Origin of the sequence: Marinobacter sp. ES-1 (genome assembly GCF_000475255.1) — a bacterium.
Taxonomy (GTDB): domain Bacteria; phylum Pseudomonadota; class Gammaproteobacteria; order Pseudomonadales; family Oleiphilaceae; genus Marinobacter; species Marinobacter vinifirmus.
The window spans coordinates 48,846-64,934 of record NZ_AXBV01000063.1; the positions used below are offsets into that span (position 1 = coordinate 48,846).

Below are 16,089 nucleotides of genomic sequence, written 5' to 3' on the forward strand. Positions count from 1 at the left end.
CCGCACATTAACCAGGCGATAAAACTGAATGAGACGTTCCCTTCTAGCTGTAGCCGTTGGCCTCGCCATTACCGCAACCGGTATGAAGCCAGCGCTGGCGGATGAATTTACGGTTGCGGACATCGAGGTAGAAGGCCTGCAGCGGGTATCCGCCGGTTCCGTATTTGCCGGATTCCCGGTCAATATTGGTGAGCAGATTGACGAAACCCGCCTGGCGGGCGCCATCAAGGATCTGTTCGGCACCGGATTGTTTACCGATATCCAGGCCAGCCGTGATGGTGGCGTGCTGATTCTGACGGTGAAGGAGCGGCCATCGATTTCCTCGATCGAGATCGAAGGCAACAAGAACATCGAAACCGATATGCTGATGGACGCCCTGGCCGGGGCGGGCCTGGAAGAAGGGCAGGTGTTCCGCCGGGCTACGCTGGAGCGCCTGGAGCTGGAAATTCTGCGCTCCTACATTGCCCAGGGCCGATACAACGCCCGGGTCAAGGCGACCGCAGAAGAGTTGCCCCGCAACCGGGTAGCGGTGCGCCTGGATATCAACGAAGGCTCGGTAGCCGCCATCCAGCACATCAACATCATCGGCAACAAGGATTTCAGCGACGAAGAGCTGATCGACCTGTTCGAGCTGCGCACCAGCAGCTGGTGGAATTCACTGACCAACAAAGACAAGTACGCCCGGGAACGCCTGAGTGGTGATTTGGAATCTCTGCGGTCGTTCTACCTGAACCGCGGTTACCTGGATTTCAGCGTCGAATCCAGCCAGGTGTCCATTTCACCGGACAAGAAGCAGGTGTTTATCGCCATCGCCCTGGATGAAGGCCCCCAGTACACCATCTCTGACATCCGCCTGCGCGGTAACCTGATTGTTGAAGAAGAGGAATTGCGCAAGCTGATCCCGGTTAAAGAGGGCGATGTGTTCTCCCGGGCCCAGATGACCGCCATTTCCGAAGCCCTGTCGTTCCGCCTTGGGCGTGAGGGCTATGCCTTTGCCAACGTGAACGCCGTGCCGGAACCGGGCGAGGACAATACCGCCGCGGTGACCTTCTTCATCGAGCCGGGCAAGCGGGCCTACGTGCGCCGGGTCAATTTCGAAGGCAACGTATCCACCAAGGACGAAGTGCTGCGCCAGGAAATGACCCAGATGGAAGGTGGCGTGGCATCGTCTGACCGCATCGAGTTTTCCAAGACCCGCCTTGAGCGCCTCGGCTTCTTCCAGACGGTGGATGTGGAAACCGTCCCGGTACCCGGCACCGATGACCTGGTGGATGTGAACTACAGCGTGCAGGAACAGCCGACCGGCAGCCTGTCGGCGTCTGTGGGTTTCTCCCAGAACTCCGGTGTGATCCTTGGTGCCTCGGTGTCTGAAAACAATTTCTTCGGCAGCGGCAAACGGGTGTCGTTCGGTGTAAACGTGAGTGACTCGGTCAAGAGCGCCAACGTTTCCTACCTGGACCCTTACTTCACCGTCGATGGCGTAAGCCGCGGCTTCAGCCTGTTTGCCCGGGAAACCGACTACGAGGAAGAGGATATCTCCTCCTACCTGTTGGATGAATATGGCGGCCGCCTGACCTTCGGTTATCCGACAGATTCTATCACCCGCCTGAGTTTTGGCGCCGGCATTACTCGTTCCGATATCAAGCCCGGGGTGTTCTCTGCCCAGGAAGTCCGTGACTTCGTGGCGGAGGAAGGTGACTCCTTTACCAACTACTTCCTGTTTGGTAACTGGCGCCGCAGCACCCTCAACCGGGGCGTGTTGCCAACCGACGGTTACAGCCATTCGCTGTCGCTGGATGTCGCGGTACCGGGCAGTGACCTGACCTTCTACAAGGCTTCACACCGTACCGACTTCTACTTCCCGGTGACTGATGCACAGGACTGGATTGTGAGGGCCCGAACAGAAATCGGATACGGGGACGGTTATGGTGACCGCACCCAGATGCCGTTCTTCGAGCATTTCTACTCCGGTGGTTATGGCTCGGTGCGCGGTTACCGCGCGAACTCGCTGGGTAACCTGGCCGAGAATGCAACAAACGACTATTCCGATGAAGATCCGTTCGGCGGTAACCTGCTCACCGAGGCGGGCCTTGAGCTGATCTTCCCGACACCGTTCGCCGGGGATTCCCGCTCCATGAGAACCTCGTTCTTCCTGGATGCCGGGCAGGTGTTCGACACCGAGCGTGGATTTGATCCGGAACTGACAGAAGTGCGCACCGCCGCTGGTGTCAGCTTCCAGTGGATTACCGCGGTGGGCCCGCTTGCATTCAGTCTGGCCAAGCCGCTTAATGACAAATCAGGTGATGATACCCAGGTATTCCAGTTCTCTCTGGGCCAGACGTTCTGACGCCACTATAAAAAATAAAGGATGAAACAAAGGAGATTGAAGATGAACCGTGTGACTGCTTTGATTGGTGCCGCCTTGCTGGCCTTTTCGGCCCAGGCAGCTGCCGAAACCCGCATTGGTGTGGTGGATCTGCGCCAGGCCCTGTTTGCCTCGGATGATGCCCAGACCTTCAGCCAGCAGCTGCAGCGGGACTTCGCCGGAGATGAAGAAAAGGTTCGCCAGGCCCAGGAAGAAGCCCGCAAGCTGAAAGACCGCCTGGAAAAAGACGGCTCCATGATGAACGAAAGCGAGCGTAACAAGGTGGCGGGTGAATTCCAGGAGAAGGTGCAGGAGTTCAACTTCCTCAAGCAACGCCTCGATGCCACGGTTAACCAGCGCAAACAGCAGTTCCTTGAAAATGCCCGCCCGGAAGTGGATGTGGCTGTCAAAGAACTGCTGGAAGAGCATGACCTGGACCTGATCCTGCCCAGCGAAGCGGTGGTGTACGTGAAGCCGGAAATGAATCTGACGTCCCAGCTGCTGGACAAACTGAACAAGTAAAGAACAAGGGGCTCCCCGCCCCGGTGTTTGGAGAAGGCAATGTCACAGAAGTCCTATCGGCTCCAGGAAATAGCCGATGCGTTGGGAGCCAGTCTCCGGGGAGACCCCGATATCATGGTCAGCGGCCTGGCCACCTTGCAGGCCGCCGGCCCGGATCAGATCAGCTTTCTGGCCAATCCGGCCTACGGCAAATACCTGCAAGATACCCGGGCCGGTGCGGTTATCCTCTCACCTGTAGCCGCGGATGATTGCCCTACCAATGTCCTGTTACTGGACAACCCGTACATGGGCTATGCTCGCCTCAGTCACTGGTTTGACCCTGCGCCGGTGGCCTCAGCCGGTGTTCATCCCACCGCTGTGGTAGATGAGAGCGCCAGCATAGACAACACTGCCAGCGTGGGGCCCCACGCGGTCATCGAAGCCGGTGTGTATCTTGGAGCCCACGTTGTAATAGGCGCCGGCACCGTCATCGGCGCACGCAGCCGCATCGGAGACCACACGATTATCCGCCCCCGGGTTACCCTGGCCCACGACATTGTAGTGGGGCAGCGTTGCCATATCCTCAGTGGTGCGGTGATCGGTTCAGACGGTTTCGGCTTTGCCAACGAGCGGGGCCAGTGGCACCGCATTGCCCAACTTGGCGGTGTGGTGCTGGGTGATGATGTGGAAGTGGGCGCCAACACCACCATCGACCGTGGCGCGCTCGACAGCACAGTCATTGGCAACGGTGTGAAGCTGGATAACCTGATCCAGATCGCCCATAACGTTCATATCGGTGATCACAGCGCCATGGCTGCCATGGTCGGTATCGCCGGCAGTACCCGCATCGGCAAACACTGTGTGTTTGGTGGCGCCTCCGGGGTGGCAGGGCACCTGGAGATCGGGGATCAGGTACATCTTACCGGCATGACGCTGGTAACGGGTGATATCCGAGAGCCGGGCGTGTATTCTTCCGGCACCAGTGCCGACACTAACCGGAACTGGCGCAAGAACGCCGTGCGTTTCAGGCAACTGGACAGCCTGGCCCGGCGCATAAAAGAACTGGAAAAGAAATCAGAGGGCTGAGGCCGATCAACATGCAGATGAAGATTGATGAGATTCTTGAGTACCTGCCACACAGATACCCGTTTCTGCTGGTAGACCGGGTTACCGATGTGGAGAAAGGTAAGTCGATCAAAGGCTACAAGAACATCTCCTTCAACGAGCCGTTCTTTACCGGGCACTTCCCGGATAACCCGATTATGCCCGGCGTGCTGATTATCGAAGCCATGGCCCAGTTGGCGGGCATTCTCGGTTTTGTGACTGTAGAACGGAAACCCTCTGATGGCGTGATACAATATTTGGCTGGCTCCAGCAAAGCGCGCTTCAAGCGCCCCGTGGTGCCGGGAGACCGCATGGATATGGAGGCTGAATTTGTCTCCGCCAAGCGCGGTATCTGGAAATTCAATTGCCGGGCACTCGTTGATGGCGAAGTGGTGTGCGTGGCAGAAATCATGACCGCTGAGAGAGAAGCTTGATGGCGACAAATGACTGGTCGGGTGTCCATCCTCAGGCGATTGTAGACCCGTCAGCCAAACTGGCAGACAACGTAACCGTAGGCCCCTGGAGTTACATCGGCCCCGGTGTGGAGATCGGCGAAGGTACCGAGATTCTCTCCCACGTGGTGGTCAAGGGCCCAACGGTAATCGGTCGCAATAACCGCATTTTTCAGTTTTCCAGCATCGGTGAAGAGTGCCAGGACAAGAAATACGCCGGCGAGCCCACCACGCTGGTGATTGGCGATAACAATGTTATCCGCGAAAACTGCACGATTCACCGTGGCACGGTTCAGGACCGGGGCGAAACCCGCATTGGCAGCGGCAACCTGCTGATGGCCTATGTGCACGTGGCCCATGATTGCATCGTAGGCGACAACACCATCCTGGCCAACTGCGCCACCCTGGCCGGCCACGTTTCCGTAGGCGACCACGCTATTCTCGGCGGTGGCACCATGGTGCACCAGTTCTGCCACATCGGCCCCCACAGCATGGCGGCTGGCGGCAGCATCGTACTCAAAGACATTCCCGCCTATGTGATGGCGTCTGGCCAGTCTGCCCAGCCCCATGGCATGAATGTGGAAGGCCTGAAGCGTCGTGGCTTCAGCAAAGACGTGCTGATGGCCCTGCGCCGCGCTTACAAGGTGATTTACCGTCAGGGCCTGACCACCGAGCAGGCGATTGACGAGCTTGAGAAGTCCTTTAATGACGTGCCGGAAGTCCGCCCGCTGATTGACTCGCTCCGGGGAGCGGATCGCGGCATCATTCGCTGAGCCAGGAGGCCCTGGTGGCAACCGCTGAAACCGGGCAGGTCAGCTCCCGCAAGGTAACCATTGCAATCATCGCCGGCGAGGCATCGGGGGATATCCTCGGTGCCGGGCTGATTCGCTCGTTGCGCAAACGCTATCCGAAAGCCCGCTTTGTGGGCATCGGTGGCGACGAAATGATCGCCGAAGGCTTTCACTCTCTGGTGCCCATGGAACGGCTTTCCGTGATGGGGCTGGTGGAAGTGCTCGGGCGCATTCGCGAGCTGTTCAGTATCCGTGCCCGCCTGCTGGAATACTTCTTCACCACACCGCCGGATGTGGTCATCGGTATCGATTCCCCGGATTTCACCCTGGCGATTGAACGCCGCTGCCGGGAAGCCGGTATTCCCTCGGTTCATTACGTAAGCCCCTCGGTCTGGGCCTGGCGCCAGAAGCGAATCTTCAAGATTGCCAAGTCTGTCGACCTGATGCTCACCCTGTTTCCCTTCGAAGCCCGTTTCTACGAAGAGCACAATGTGCCGGTGGCCTTTGTGGGGCACCCGCTGGCTGACAGAATTCCCATGCAGCCAGATACAGGGGCGGCCCGCAAGGCACTTGGGCTGAAGCCCGACCAGCCGGTTCTGGCGGTATTGCCCGGCAGCCGGGGTGGGGAAGTTGAGCGCCTTGGCACCCTGTTTCTGGAGGCCTCCCGCTGGCTGCAGGAGCGCCGCCCGGATATCCAGCTGGTGATTCCCTGCGTCAACCGTGATCGGGAGAAGCAGGTAGAGGGGCTGGTAGAGGCGCTGGAAGTGAAGCTGCCGGTTACCCTGGTACGCGGTCGTTCCCGGGAAGTGATGGCCGCCAGCGATGTGGTGTTGCTGGCATCCGGCACGGCAACCCTGGAAGCCATGCTGCTCAAGCGCCCTATGGTGGTGGGCTACCGGTTGAGCGATCTCAGCTACAAACTGCTGTCCCGTCTGGTGAAGGTGCCCTGGGTGGCCCTGCCGAACCTGCTGGCGCAACAAGGCCTGGTGCCGGAGTTGCTGCAGGATGGCGCCACACCGGAGGCCCTGGGCGCCGCCGTGCTGGAGCGCATGGAAAACACCGAAGAGCGCGAGCAGTTGCAGCAAGCCTTCACCGAGTTGCACGAAAGCCTGCGCCAGAATGCGGACGAACGCGCTGCAACCGCTATTTCCGAATTAATGGAGCGCCGGCGCTGATGGCCGCAAAAGACCTTCCACCATTTGAGTGCAGCTACAAGGGTCGGTTACTGGCAGGGGTTGATGAAGTGGGCCGCGGCCCGCTGATTGGTGCAGTGGTGACTGCGGCCGTGATACTGGACCCGGAACGGCCCATCGAGGGCCTGGCCGATTCCAAGAAGCTCACTGAAAAACGCCGCTTGAAGCTTTACGACGAGATCCTCGAAAAGGCCGCCGCCTGGAGCCTGGGCCGGTGTGAGGCAGCGGAAATTGACCAGATCAATATCTACCAGGCCACCATGCTGGCTATGACCCGTGCGGTGGAAGGCCTGGTTATCGAGCCTGAATACGTATTAGTAGACGGCAACCGTTGCCCGGATTGGCGCTGGCCCTCCGAGCCGGTGGTGAAGGGCGATGCCCGGGTAGAGGCCATCAGCGCCGCGTCTATCCTCGCCAAAGTCACCCGCGACCGGGAAATGGAGATGCTGGAGCAGCAATATCCCGGCTACGGACTGGCCCAGCACAAAGGTTATCCCACACCCGTGCATCTGGAAGCGCTGAAGCGGTTAGGTGCAACACCGGAGCACCGGCGGTCGTTTCGTCCCGTCCGGGAGTGTTTGTAAAATGAATTCGCACATACTTGCCGCCGTGTTTGCCGCAGTTTTTATGGGCACCATTGGCGCCATCTCGGTGTATGCCGGTGTCAGCGCGGAAACTGTCACCTTCTATCGCTTGTTTATAGGCGCGGCATTAATGGCCGCGTTTCTCCTGCTGACTGGACAGCGAGCAAAGGTATTCACCTGGCCCGGTTTCAAGGTTCTGGTAACCGGGGCATTCCTGGCCGGTTTTGTGGTGTTCTACGTAATGGCCATGAATTACACCAGCATGGCCAACGCCGTGATGCTGCTGTACCTGGCCCCGGCTGCCGCGTCGATAGTGGCGCATTTTTTCATGGGGGAGCGGCTGTCGGGCCTGGGTGCAGCCTTGATCGCCTTGGCGCTGTTCGGCTTTGCCATGATGATGGAATTCAACTTTAACCTCTCCGGCCGGGCGGAAGAGGCAGCAGGCCTGTTTTATGCCCTGTGCGCCATGCTCTGCTACGCCGCGTTTATCCTGACCAACCGCTTGATTCACGAACGGGTGCATGTACTGACCCGAAGCGGGTACCAGATGCTGGCCGGGGCGCTTTGCATGCTGCCGCTGATGCTCATGCAGGATGAGGCCATTCAGGCCGGGCAATGGGGCTGGTTGGCGGCGGCCGGCGTGCTGCCCGGCTTCCTGGCGATTATGCTGGCGGTGGTGGCGTTAAAGGCATTGCCGGCGGCCACCTACGGCACTCTCGCATACCTGGAGCCGATTACGGTGATTATCCTGGGTTGGCTGCTGTTTGACCAAAGCCTGAACTTGCTGCAAATGTCCGGTGGTGCGTTGATCATCGTCTCGGGCGTGGTGCAGGCGGTCTGGTCCCAGCGGGAGGCGCCTCCTGAGCCAGTGCGGACGTGAAGACCGGTAAGGCGGAGTAAACGATCAGCATTGCGGTGATCGAGGATGTGGCAAGCGTGGCAGACTTACGGTCAATGTCACCTAGCCACCCAAATAGGGGTTACAAGGATATGTCACATATACGTCACAGGGAAATTTGGTTGCCCCAGACGCAAAAAAGGCAGACCAGTAAGTGACTGATCTGCCTTTCTTTTTTATGGTAGCGGGGGCAGGATTCGAACCTACGACCTTCGGGTTATGAGCCCGACGAGCTACCAGACTGCTCCACCCCGCATCAAAACTGGTTATTGGCTTCGGGGTTGGCCCCGATCAACGAGGTGCGCATAATACAGCTGGGTAGGATGCTTGTCAAATCTTATTTGCGGCCTTCGTTGTTTATCATTACCCCGGCGAAGGCCCCCAGGGCGTCCAGCCCGCTTACATCATCTTCCATCAAGGGCAGCCTGAGCTGTGGGCGGTCTGCCAGTAGGGTGTTTATCCCATCCAGATGGCGTTTCTGACGCTCGTATCGGGCTTGCCAGAAGCTGTTGTTGTCGGTCTCCGGCATCACCCGGTTAACGATCACGCCGGCAACCGGGATGTCGGCATCGCCCAGGGCAGCGATGGCGCGGCCGGTTTCCAGGATCGGCAGTTTCTCCGGGGTCATCACAAACAGAAAGGCGGTGTGATCAGCGTCGTTCAGCCTGCGGCGGGTGCGCTGAAACAGACGCTGGCGGCGTAGCAGGGTCTCGGTCAGTTCCTTGCTGCGTTGGTCCATGTCTTCCACCGGATTTTCTTCCGGGCTTTTGAGAGGGTTGTCCAGGCTGCGGCCGGGGGTCAGGTGGGACAGCGCCTTGCCGAGTTTTTCCGAACGCTTGTTGTGCTTGAGCAGGCCATCGGTCCAGGCCGCCATGATTTCCGGCAGGGTCAACAGGCGCAGGGTATGGCCGGTAGGTGCGGTGTCGAAGATCAGCAGGTCGTAGTCATCTTCGCTGTTTTCGATCAGGGTGGCCATGCGCTCGAGGATGGCGGCTTCCTGGGCACCGGGTGATTGCGCGCCCAGGCGTAACTGGCGCTGCAGTTCGTTGATCTGGTCGGGGCCGGCAAAGCGGCGCATTTGCTGCATTACCCTGTCGAGGTAGGCTTCGGCCTCGGCATCCGGGTCCAGTTCCAGGGCATCCAGGTTGGGTGCCATGCGGGTTATCTGGCTGCCAATCTTGCGGTTAAAGGCATCGGCCAGGCTGTGGGCCGGATCGGTAGAGATCAACAGAACCCGCCGGCCATTCTGGGCCGCGGCTACCGCCAGGGCAGACGACACGGTGGTTTTGCCCACCCCTCCTTTGCCGCCCACCATGATCAGCTGGCGGTCGGTTATGAGTTTGGAGATATCCAGAATCGGGTAGTCGGCCATGCTTACCTCAGCAACAGCGAAAATTATCCAGTGGGGAGCGTTCCATACCCATGCGGGTATGCCATTCGTGGAAGCGTTCCAGCAGCAGCGGTTGCAGTTCCATGCAGTACCAGCTGGCAGGGTTGGGGATGCCCATCATCTCGCTGAAGACCAGCAGCATGAACAGGTCGTCTTCGTCTCGCTTGGCGCGGGCAATCGCGGCCCGGTAGGGCGCGTTGTAGTATTCGGTGCTGGCCTGGCTGGCCTTTTTGTACAGGTATTTCAGTTTGTTCAGGGTGGATTTCATAAAGCCCCCGGTAATGGCTGGCCAGGGTGAACCTGGCCAGCGTCAAACTGCAAGGTTCAGTCGGCAGCGGGTGCTTCGCGAACCTCGGCTTTTGCGCGTTTCAGGGCCGCCGCGCACTCCAGCGTTACCAGGATAGCGGCGATCAGAACTACGATATCCAGGCCGAACAGGAACCAGTCACCTTTCTGGTAGAAGCCGTTCAGCTGGATGACCAGAGCGAACAGGGTCATGGCCAGCACGAACACCAGAGGTGCCAGGGTGAAGATGGATGGTGAGCCACGGCGCACCAGCATCACGGTGACCACCAGCAGGGTCAGGCCCGCCAGCAACTGGTTGGTGGTGCCGAACAGAGGCCAGATCAGCAGGCCGCCAGAGCCGTCTGCACCGCCGGCGCCGAAGGCCAGGGCCAGGCACGTAGCGACGGACAGCAGGGTTGCCGGTACCGGCTTGGCCATCCACTTGATGTTATAGATCTCGCCCCACTCCTGGAAGATGTAGCGCTGAAGGCGCAAGCCGGTATCCATGGTGGTGCCGGCAAACAGGGCTGCCATGACGGTCAGCATAGTGGCGGCAATGGCCATGTCCAGCCCGGTGCCTGCGCTCAGGATGGCTGCGCCGCCTTCAACAAAGGCAAGCACGCCGCCCTGGCCGAAGGAGTGGTACATCGCCTGCCAGTCTGCCAGGGAGGCAAAGCCGGCGGTGGCGGCAATGATCGCAGCAAGGGCCAGGGCGCCTTCACCGGTGGCGCCGAAGTAACCCACAAAGCGGGCATCGGTTTCTTTGTCCAGCTGCTTGGACGTCGTGCCGGAGGAGACCAGGCCATGGAAGCCGGAAATGGCGCCACAGGCAATGGTGACGAACAGCAGCGGAATCATGGAGGGTGTTCCTGCTGGTACGTCGACGTTGATCATCGGCGCAACCACGGTGGGGTTGGCAATCAGCACGGCGCCATACAGGGCGGCCAGGCCGACAAACAGCTGCAGGCCGTTGATGTAGTCACGGGGTTGCAGCAGCACCCACACCGGCAGCAGGGAAGCGATAGCGGCGTAAACAAACAGAATGATGATCCAGGCGGCACTGGGTGACAGGCCGGCTACGGTTTCCGGCAGCTCAACCGGAACGGAAGGCCCAACGTAAATAAGGGCATAAAGCGCAACTACACCAATCAGTGATACCAGGGGCAGGCTCATCTTGGCCCGGTAAATCGCCTGGCCGATGACCAGCGCGACAGCAATTGCGCCCCACACCGGCACCACGGCGCCCGGATTGTTGATCAGCAGCTTGGCGATAACCACGCCAAATACTGCGTTCACCATCAACAGCACCAGGAAAATTACGATAGAGAAAATGGCGCGGGCCCGGTTGCCGACCACTTCACCAGTGAGCGTGCCAATGGATTTCGCCTTGTTGCGCACGCTGGCCCAGATAGCACCGGCATCGTGAATGCCGGCAAAGAAGATGGTACCCAGGGTGACCCACAGGAACGCAGGCAGCCAGCCCCAGATAACCGCAATGGCGGGCCCGACAATCGGCGCAGCACCGGCGACTGAGGTAAAGTGATGGCCCCACAGAACGAATTTGTTGGTGGGAACAAAGTCAACGCCGTCTTCAAACTCGTGTGCGGGCGTACGGAATTTGTCACTCAGCTTGAAAACAACAAGGGCCAGGAACTTTGAATACACAAAGAAACCCAGCGCCATGCCGCCAAGCCCGAGTAGCATCAATATAATAGCGCTCATCGATGGTTACCTGTTTGGGTTGTGGTTTTGGCTGTGTGTAAAAAAAGAGAGCCGGCCAGGGCCAGCTATGAAGGTTGCTTGCATGAAGCACAAGCATGATTAGGATGGTAGCAGAAGCCGTCGGGCTCCCACGTCAGAATCGGCAAGCGATTAGACTAAAGTCTACATTTTGAAGGGGCACGCAATGCCAAGATTTCTACACACCGCCGACTGGCAAATGGGGCGTACCTACAGCCGTTTTGAAACCGAAGACGGTGCAGCGCTGGTGGAAGCCCGGTTCGAGGCCATAGAAAAGCTGGCCCGGCTTGCCAATGAATCTCAGTGCCAGGCGGTGCTGGTGGCCGGTGATGTGTTTGATGCCCAGACGGTATCTGATCGCACCATTCGCCGGGTGTTCAATGCCACCAAGGCATTCCCTGGCCCCTGGGTGATGCTGCCGGGTAACCATGATGCGGCGCTCGCCGAAAGTGTCTGGACCCGCGCTCAACGGTTAGGTGCAGTGCCGGATAACGTGCACCTGGCGCTGGAACCGGGCGTTATCGAACTGGCTGCCGAAGGCCTCGCCATACTGAATGCACCTCTGACCCAGCGTCATACCTATGGCGATCTGACAGAAGCTTTCGGCCGCTACGAGACTCCGGCAGGATGGGTTCGGGTGGGGCTCGCCCACGGCAGTGTGCAGGGATTGCTGGCGGCTGAAATCGATTCCACCAACCCCATTGCGCCGGACCGGGCCCAAGCCAGCAAGCTGGATTACCTGGCATTGGGAGACTGGCACGGCACCAGGGAAATCAACGAGCGCACCTGGTACAGCGGTACCCCGGAGCCGGAGCGGTTCCGGAATAACGAGGCCGGCAATGCCCTGATTGTCGATATTGCCGGGCCGGGTGAGCTGCCGCAGGTTCAGGTGGTCGCCACCGGTCGTTACCAGTGGCATCAATGGCGGGAAACCCTTTCTGTGGAATCAGACCTGGACCAGTTACTGGAACGCCTGCAAAACCTGCCCGAATCCTCGGTGGTGGATCTTCGGCTGGATGGCCTGATTACCCTGGCGGGCGAAGAAAAACTGCTGCACGGATTGTCGGTTGTCGAAGCCCGCTTCCGCAGCATTCGTTGCGAACGCAGTAACCTGCAGCTGGCACCCACGGACGACGACATTGCCGCCCTGAAAGCCGATGGCTACGCTGGGGAGGTGATCGAAACCCTGCGGGAGCAGCAAGCCGGGGAACAGGGCGAAGCCGCCCAGGATGCCCTGGCCATTCTGGCCTCCATGCTGAAAACACCGGCTCAGGAGGCAGGCCAATGAAACTGCAAAGCCTGAGGGTTGAACAGCTGCGCCAGTTCCGCCAACCCTTTGCCCTTGAGCATCTTCAGCCCGGCCTGAACCTGATCCACGGCCCCAACGAATCCGGCAAAAGTACCCTGGTGCGTGCTATCCGGGCGGCGTTCTTTGAACGTTACCGGTCCCAGGTGGTGGATGACCTTCGCCCCTGGGGTGACTCTGCGGCAGCCCCCACCGTTGAACTGGCCTTCGAGCATCAGGGTGCCCAATGGCGCCTGGTTAAAAGTTTCCTGAAGCGCACCCGCTGTGACTTGTCGGTCGGCAACGAAACCTGGAGCGAAGACGACGCGGAGGAAAAACTGGCGGAGCTGTTGGGTTACCAGTATCCCAAGCGGGGTGCCAGTAAAGCGGAGCATTGGGGCATTCCGGGCTTGTTGTGGGTAGAGCAGGGCACGGGGCAGGATATCGAACAAGCCGTTGAACACGCGGGCGATCACCTGAAATCCGCCCTCAATGCCTTGGTTGGCGAGGTGGCCAGCACCGGCGGCGATGCAGTCATAGAGGAAGTAAAAGGCAAACGCGACGTGTTGCTGACGGCCACTGGCCAGCCCAAGGGTGACTACAAAAAGCTGGATAAAGAGCGGGAAGATCTGCAGCAACAGGTCGACGATTTGCAGCTGCGGGTTGAGCAGTATCAGGGGCAGGTGGATCGCCTCGGGCAGTTGTCGCAGGAGTTTGATCGCACCGAACAGGAAAAGCCCTGGGACGATGCCCGACGGCAACTGGACCAGGCCCGTGAACAGCTGCAGCAGGTGGAGCAGCTGGAACAGCAGCAGGAGCAGGAGAAGAATACCCTGGCGCAGCTGGTTCAGAATCGCGAGCTGCTGGAACAGAACCTCGGCCACCTGAGCCGGCTGGACGAACAGCGCAGCGCCCGCAAGGCAGAACTGGAGAGTGCCGAACGCAAACTGCAACAAACCGGGCAGCAGACCGCAGCCCTGGCCGGCGCCCTGAAGGATGCCCGGGCTGCCTATGAAAATGCCCGGTCACAACTGCAACTTGCTCGCCAGCAGGAAATCCGGCAGCGGCTGGAGCAGGATCTGCGCCAGTCTGAACAGCGACAGCAGGACCTCAGCCAGAACCTGGCCAGGGCCCGGGAATACCAGCAACAGGTTGACGAGGCCCGGGAACAGGCAAAGGCAAACCGCATTGATACCGCCGCGGTGGCCCGCCTGAAAACAACCGCCAGGGAACTGAATGACGAAACCATCCGTTCCGGCACCGTTGCCACCCGCCTGAGCTGGCAGCTGCAGCCCGGCGCTAGTATCACCCTGGACGACCGGCAGCTGGAGGGGCAGGGCGAACAGCAATTGCTGGAAGCCTCGCAGCTGGTTATTCCGGGCGTAGGCACTCTGGGCATCGCCCCGGGCGGCGAGGAGCTGGCCCGTACCCGGCGCAAGCTCGAAATGCTCGAACAATCCCTGGACGAGCAATTGCAGGCCATGGCTGTGGCGTCCGTTGAGCAGGCAGAAAGCCGTGCCTCCGCCTGGGAGGTAGCGGAGCAAAAACGTAAACATGCCGTCGAGTTGTTGCGTTCGGTTGCCCCGGCCGGTCTGGAGCCACTGGAAACCGAGCTGGCGGAACTGCAGGCAGAGTTGAAGGCTGTTCGTGAAAAACTGGAAGCCACTCCCGCATCGGATCAGGACGTTCAGGTATTGGATCTGGCCTCGGCCGAAAGCGCCCTGGCCAGTTCCGAGAAACGCTTGAATGACGCCGAGGCCAGCGACCGCAGCCATCAGGCGCAACTGCTCACTGGCAAGCAGGCCCGGGATAACGCGAGGGCCGAATGGCAGCGGCTGGAAGACGAGGCCAACAGCCCCGAGCGCCAACAACAGTTGACCCGATTAACGGCTGAGCTTGCCCGGATCGAACAGCAGCAGGTCAGCCTGCGCGAGAGCATGGCGAAGCGGGAGCAGCAAATCCGCGAGGCACGGCCGGATATCCTGCGGCAGGATATCGACCGTTTTCAGCGCACGATCCAGACTTTGCAGCAAACCCAGGAAGACCGGCAACGGGAACTGCGGGACATTCGTGTTCGGCTTGAAGCCTGGGGGGCCGAAGGCCTGGAAGAGCAATTGAGCGAGAAGCGGGCAGAGCTGGAACAGTGCCAGCGTCGGTACCAGGAGCTGGGTCGCCGTGCCCGGGCACTGGATTTGTTGCTCACACTGCTGACCGACAAACGCCAGGCGCTGACCCGGCGTCTGCAGGCCCCATTGCAAAAACACCTTAACCATTACCTGTCGCTGCTGTTTCCGAATGCAACGCTGGAGGTGGACGAACACCTGCGGCCGGGAACCTTCAATCGGGGGAATGAGCTGGGCCAGATTGCCGAACTGAGTTTTGGTGCCCGGGAACAGATGGGGCTGATCAGCCGCCTGGCCTATGCCGACCTGTTGAGGGAAGCCCAAAGGCCCACCCTGATTCTCCTGGACGACACCCTGGTGCACAGCGACCAGAACCGGCTGGAAGACATGAAACGTATCTTGTTCGATGCTGCCAGCCGGCATCAGATCCTGCTGTTCACCTGCCATCCCGAGAAATGGCAAGACCTCGGGGTGCCGCCCATTGACCTCCAGAAGCTGAAAAGCTGAAACGAAAAATTCCGTAAAATAACTGAAACTTATTACGACATAACTGATCTGCCTGTCTTTTCAGGCCGTAACACTGTCACCTGTTTCGATTTGTCGAAACTATGTGTTTTAACTAAGTGATAGGTTGGGCCTATGCAAGCTACCGTTAAACAAGCAAATTCCAATGTTGTTGACCAGTTCAGCGAAGCCTGCCAGGCCACCCTGGACCGGTTGCTGGGCAACAACAGCGCCTGTGTATTCGCTTCGGTGACTACCCTGGACGGTCGTTCACTGGCTTTTACGGCCAAGAACGATGCCATCCGCAGCAGCCGGGTGGCCGCTCTGGGGTGTTCCCTGATGTCTCTTAGCGAGGCATTCAGCCGGGAAATCCTGCAGAGCCAGTGCTCCCACAATGTAATTGCCACCAGCCACGGTTCCATCATCACTGTGCGCTTGCCCTGCAAGCAGCACCAGTTTGCGCTGTCTGTCTGTGTAGATCGCAGCGAGAACCTGGCCATGGCCTTGCGTATGACCCTGGATGCGGCCCAGGCCCTAGCCGACACCATCGACAACTGATTTCCAACCCCAACAGAACAGAAGAAGGATAGTTCAGCATGGCAAAAATCAACCTTGAATCCCTGCGTGAAATCGACGGCTACGTGGCAGCGGCCCTGGTCGACATGGACAGCGGCATGATGATGGCCGGAGACGGCACCGGAATTGACCTTGAAATTGCTGCGGCTGGCAATTCCGAAGTGCTGCGCGCCAAGCGCAAAGTGGCCAGCAGCCTCGACCTGAACGACACCATCGAAGACGTGCTGATCAGCCTGGCCAAGCAGTACCACCTGATTCGCCCGCTGGAAAGCAACCAGGAGTTATTGTCAAATCTGGT

Annotated in this window: 15 protein-coding genes and 1 tRNA gene; 12 read left to right on the forward strand and 4 right to left on the reverse strand. The window is 59.5% G+C overall.

From position 1 onward, the window contains the following. Positions 1–28 precede the first annotated feature (28 nt). Genes bamA through Q668_RS12135 form a run of 8 tightly spaced genes read left to right on the forward strand, consistent with a single transcriptional unit; the run spans position 29 to position 7,870 of the window. Positions 29–2,347 (forward strand): outer membrane protein assembly factor BamA, encoded by a 2,319-nt coding sequence (gene bamA, locus Q668_RS12100; RefSeq protein WP_036219876.1) that lies wholly within the window; start codon positions 29–31, stop codon positions 2,345–2,347. A gap of 42 nt (positions 2,348–2,389) precedes the next feature. Further along, positions 2,390–2,887, forward strand: a complete 498-nt coding sequence (locus tag Q668_RS12105) for an OmpH family outer membrane protein (protein ID WP_022989872.1) — start codon at positions 2,390–2,392, stop codon at positions 2,885–2,887. A 39-nt stretch (positions 2,888–2,926) separates the two neighbouring features. Beyond that, complete coding sequence (gene lpxD, locus Q668_RS12110) at positions 2,927–3,952, forward strand: UDP-3-O-(3-hydroxymyristoyl)glucosamine N-acyltransferase (protein WP_036219878.1); 1,026 nt, start codon at positions 2,927–2,929, stop codon at positions 3,950–3,952. A gap of 17 nt (positions 3,953–3,969) precedes the next feature. Continuing rightward, positions 3,970–4,404: a 3-hydroxyacyl-ACP dehydratase FabZ gene (gene fabZ, locus Q668_RS12115; RefSeq protein ID WP_200861362.1), complete on the forward strand. Its 435-nt coding sequence runs from the start codon at positions 3,970–3,972 to the stop codon at positions 4,402–4,404. After that, positions 4,404–5,195 (forward strand): acyl-ACP--UDP-N-acetylglucosamine O-acyltransferase, encoded by a 792-nt coding sequence (lpxA, locus tag Q668_RS12120; RefSeq protein WP_022989875.1) that lies wholly within the window; start codon positions 4,404–4,406, stop codon positions 5,193–5,195. Before fabZ ends, lpxA begins: the two co-directional genes overlap by 1 nt. Positions 5,196–5,209: 14 nt before the next feature. Then, on the forward strand, positions 5,210–6,388 hold the full coding sequence (gene lpxB / locus Q668_RS12125; RefSeq protein WP_022989876.1) for a lipid-A-disaccharide synthase: 1,179 nt from the start codon (positions 5,210–5,212) through the stop codon (positions 6,386–6,388). After that, entirely contained in the window at positions 6,388–6,990 is a 603-nt protein-coding gene (gene rnhB / locus Q668_RS12130) for a ribonuclease HII (protein ID WP_022989877.1), read from the forward strand. Before lpxB ends, rnhB begins: the two co-directional genes overlap by 1 nt. A 1-nt stretch (position 6,991) precedes the next feature. Beyond that, on the forward strand, positions 6,992–7,870 hold the full coding sequence (locus tag Q668_RS12135; protein WP_022989878.1) for a DMT family transporter: 879 nt from the start codon (positions 6,992–6,994) through the stop codon (positions 7,868–7,870). 197 nt (positions 7,871–8,067) lie between these two features. Here Q668_RS12135 and Q668_RS12140 read toward each other — a convergent pair. From Q668_RS12140 to Q668_RS12155, 4 genes are all read right to left on the reverse strand, one after another. After that, positions 8,068–8,144, reverse strand: a tRNA-Met gene (locus tag Q668_RS12140). 81 nt (positions 8,145–8,225) lie between these two features. Continuing rightward, on the reverse strand, positions 8,226–9,260 hold the full coding sequence (locus Q668_RS12145) for an ArsA family ATPase (protein ID WP_022989879.1): 1,035 nt from the start codon (positions 9,258–9,260) through the stop codon (positions 8,226–8,228). Positions 9,261–9,267: 7 nt separating this feature from the next. Further along, entirely contained in the window at positions 9,268–9,546 is a 279-nt protein-coding gene (locus Q668_RS12150) for a cory-CC-star protein (protein WP_022989880.1), read from the reverse strand. Between the two features lie 56 nt (positions 9,547–9,602). Further along, on the reverse strand, positions 9,603–11,285 hold the full coding sequence (locus Q668_RS12155; RefSeq protein WP_022989881.1) for a carbon starvation protein A: 1,683 nt from the start codon (positions 11,283–11,285) through the stop codon (positions 9,603–9,605). A gap of 184 nt (positions 11,286–11,469) precedes the next feature. Between Q668_RS12155 and Q668_RS12160 the strand changes: the two genes are divergently transcribed. The 4 genes from Q668_RS12160 to Q668_RS12175 all read left to right on the forward strand — a co-directional run. After that, on the forward strand, positions 11,470–12,591 hold the full coding sequence (locus Q668_RS12160) for a metallophosphoesterase family protein (protein WP_036219880.1): 1,122 nt from the start codon (positions 11,470–11,472) through the stop codon (positions 12,589–12,591). Beyond that, positions 12,588–15,218, forward strand: a complete 2,631-nt coding sequence (locus Q668_RS12165) for an AAA family ATPase (protein WP_022989883.1) — start codon at positions 12,588–12,590, stop codon at positions 15,216–15,218. The genes Q668_RS12160 and Q668_RS12165 overlap by 4 nt, the downstream gene beginning before the upstream one ends. Before the next feature lie 132 nt (positions 15,219–15,350). Then, positions 15,351–15,773: a hypothetical protein gene (locus Q668_RS12170; protein ID WP_022989884.1), complete on the forward strand. Its 423-nt coding sequence runs from the start codon at positions 15,351–15,353 to the stop codon at positions 15,771–15,773. A 38-nt stretch (positions 15,774–15,811) separates the two neighbouring features. Next, positions 15,812–16,089 (forward strand): hypothetical protein (locus Q668_RS12175; RefSeq protein WP_022989885.1); only part of this gene is annotated, 278 nt, incomplete at its 3' end.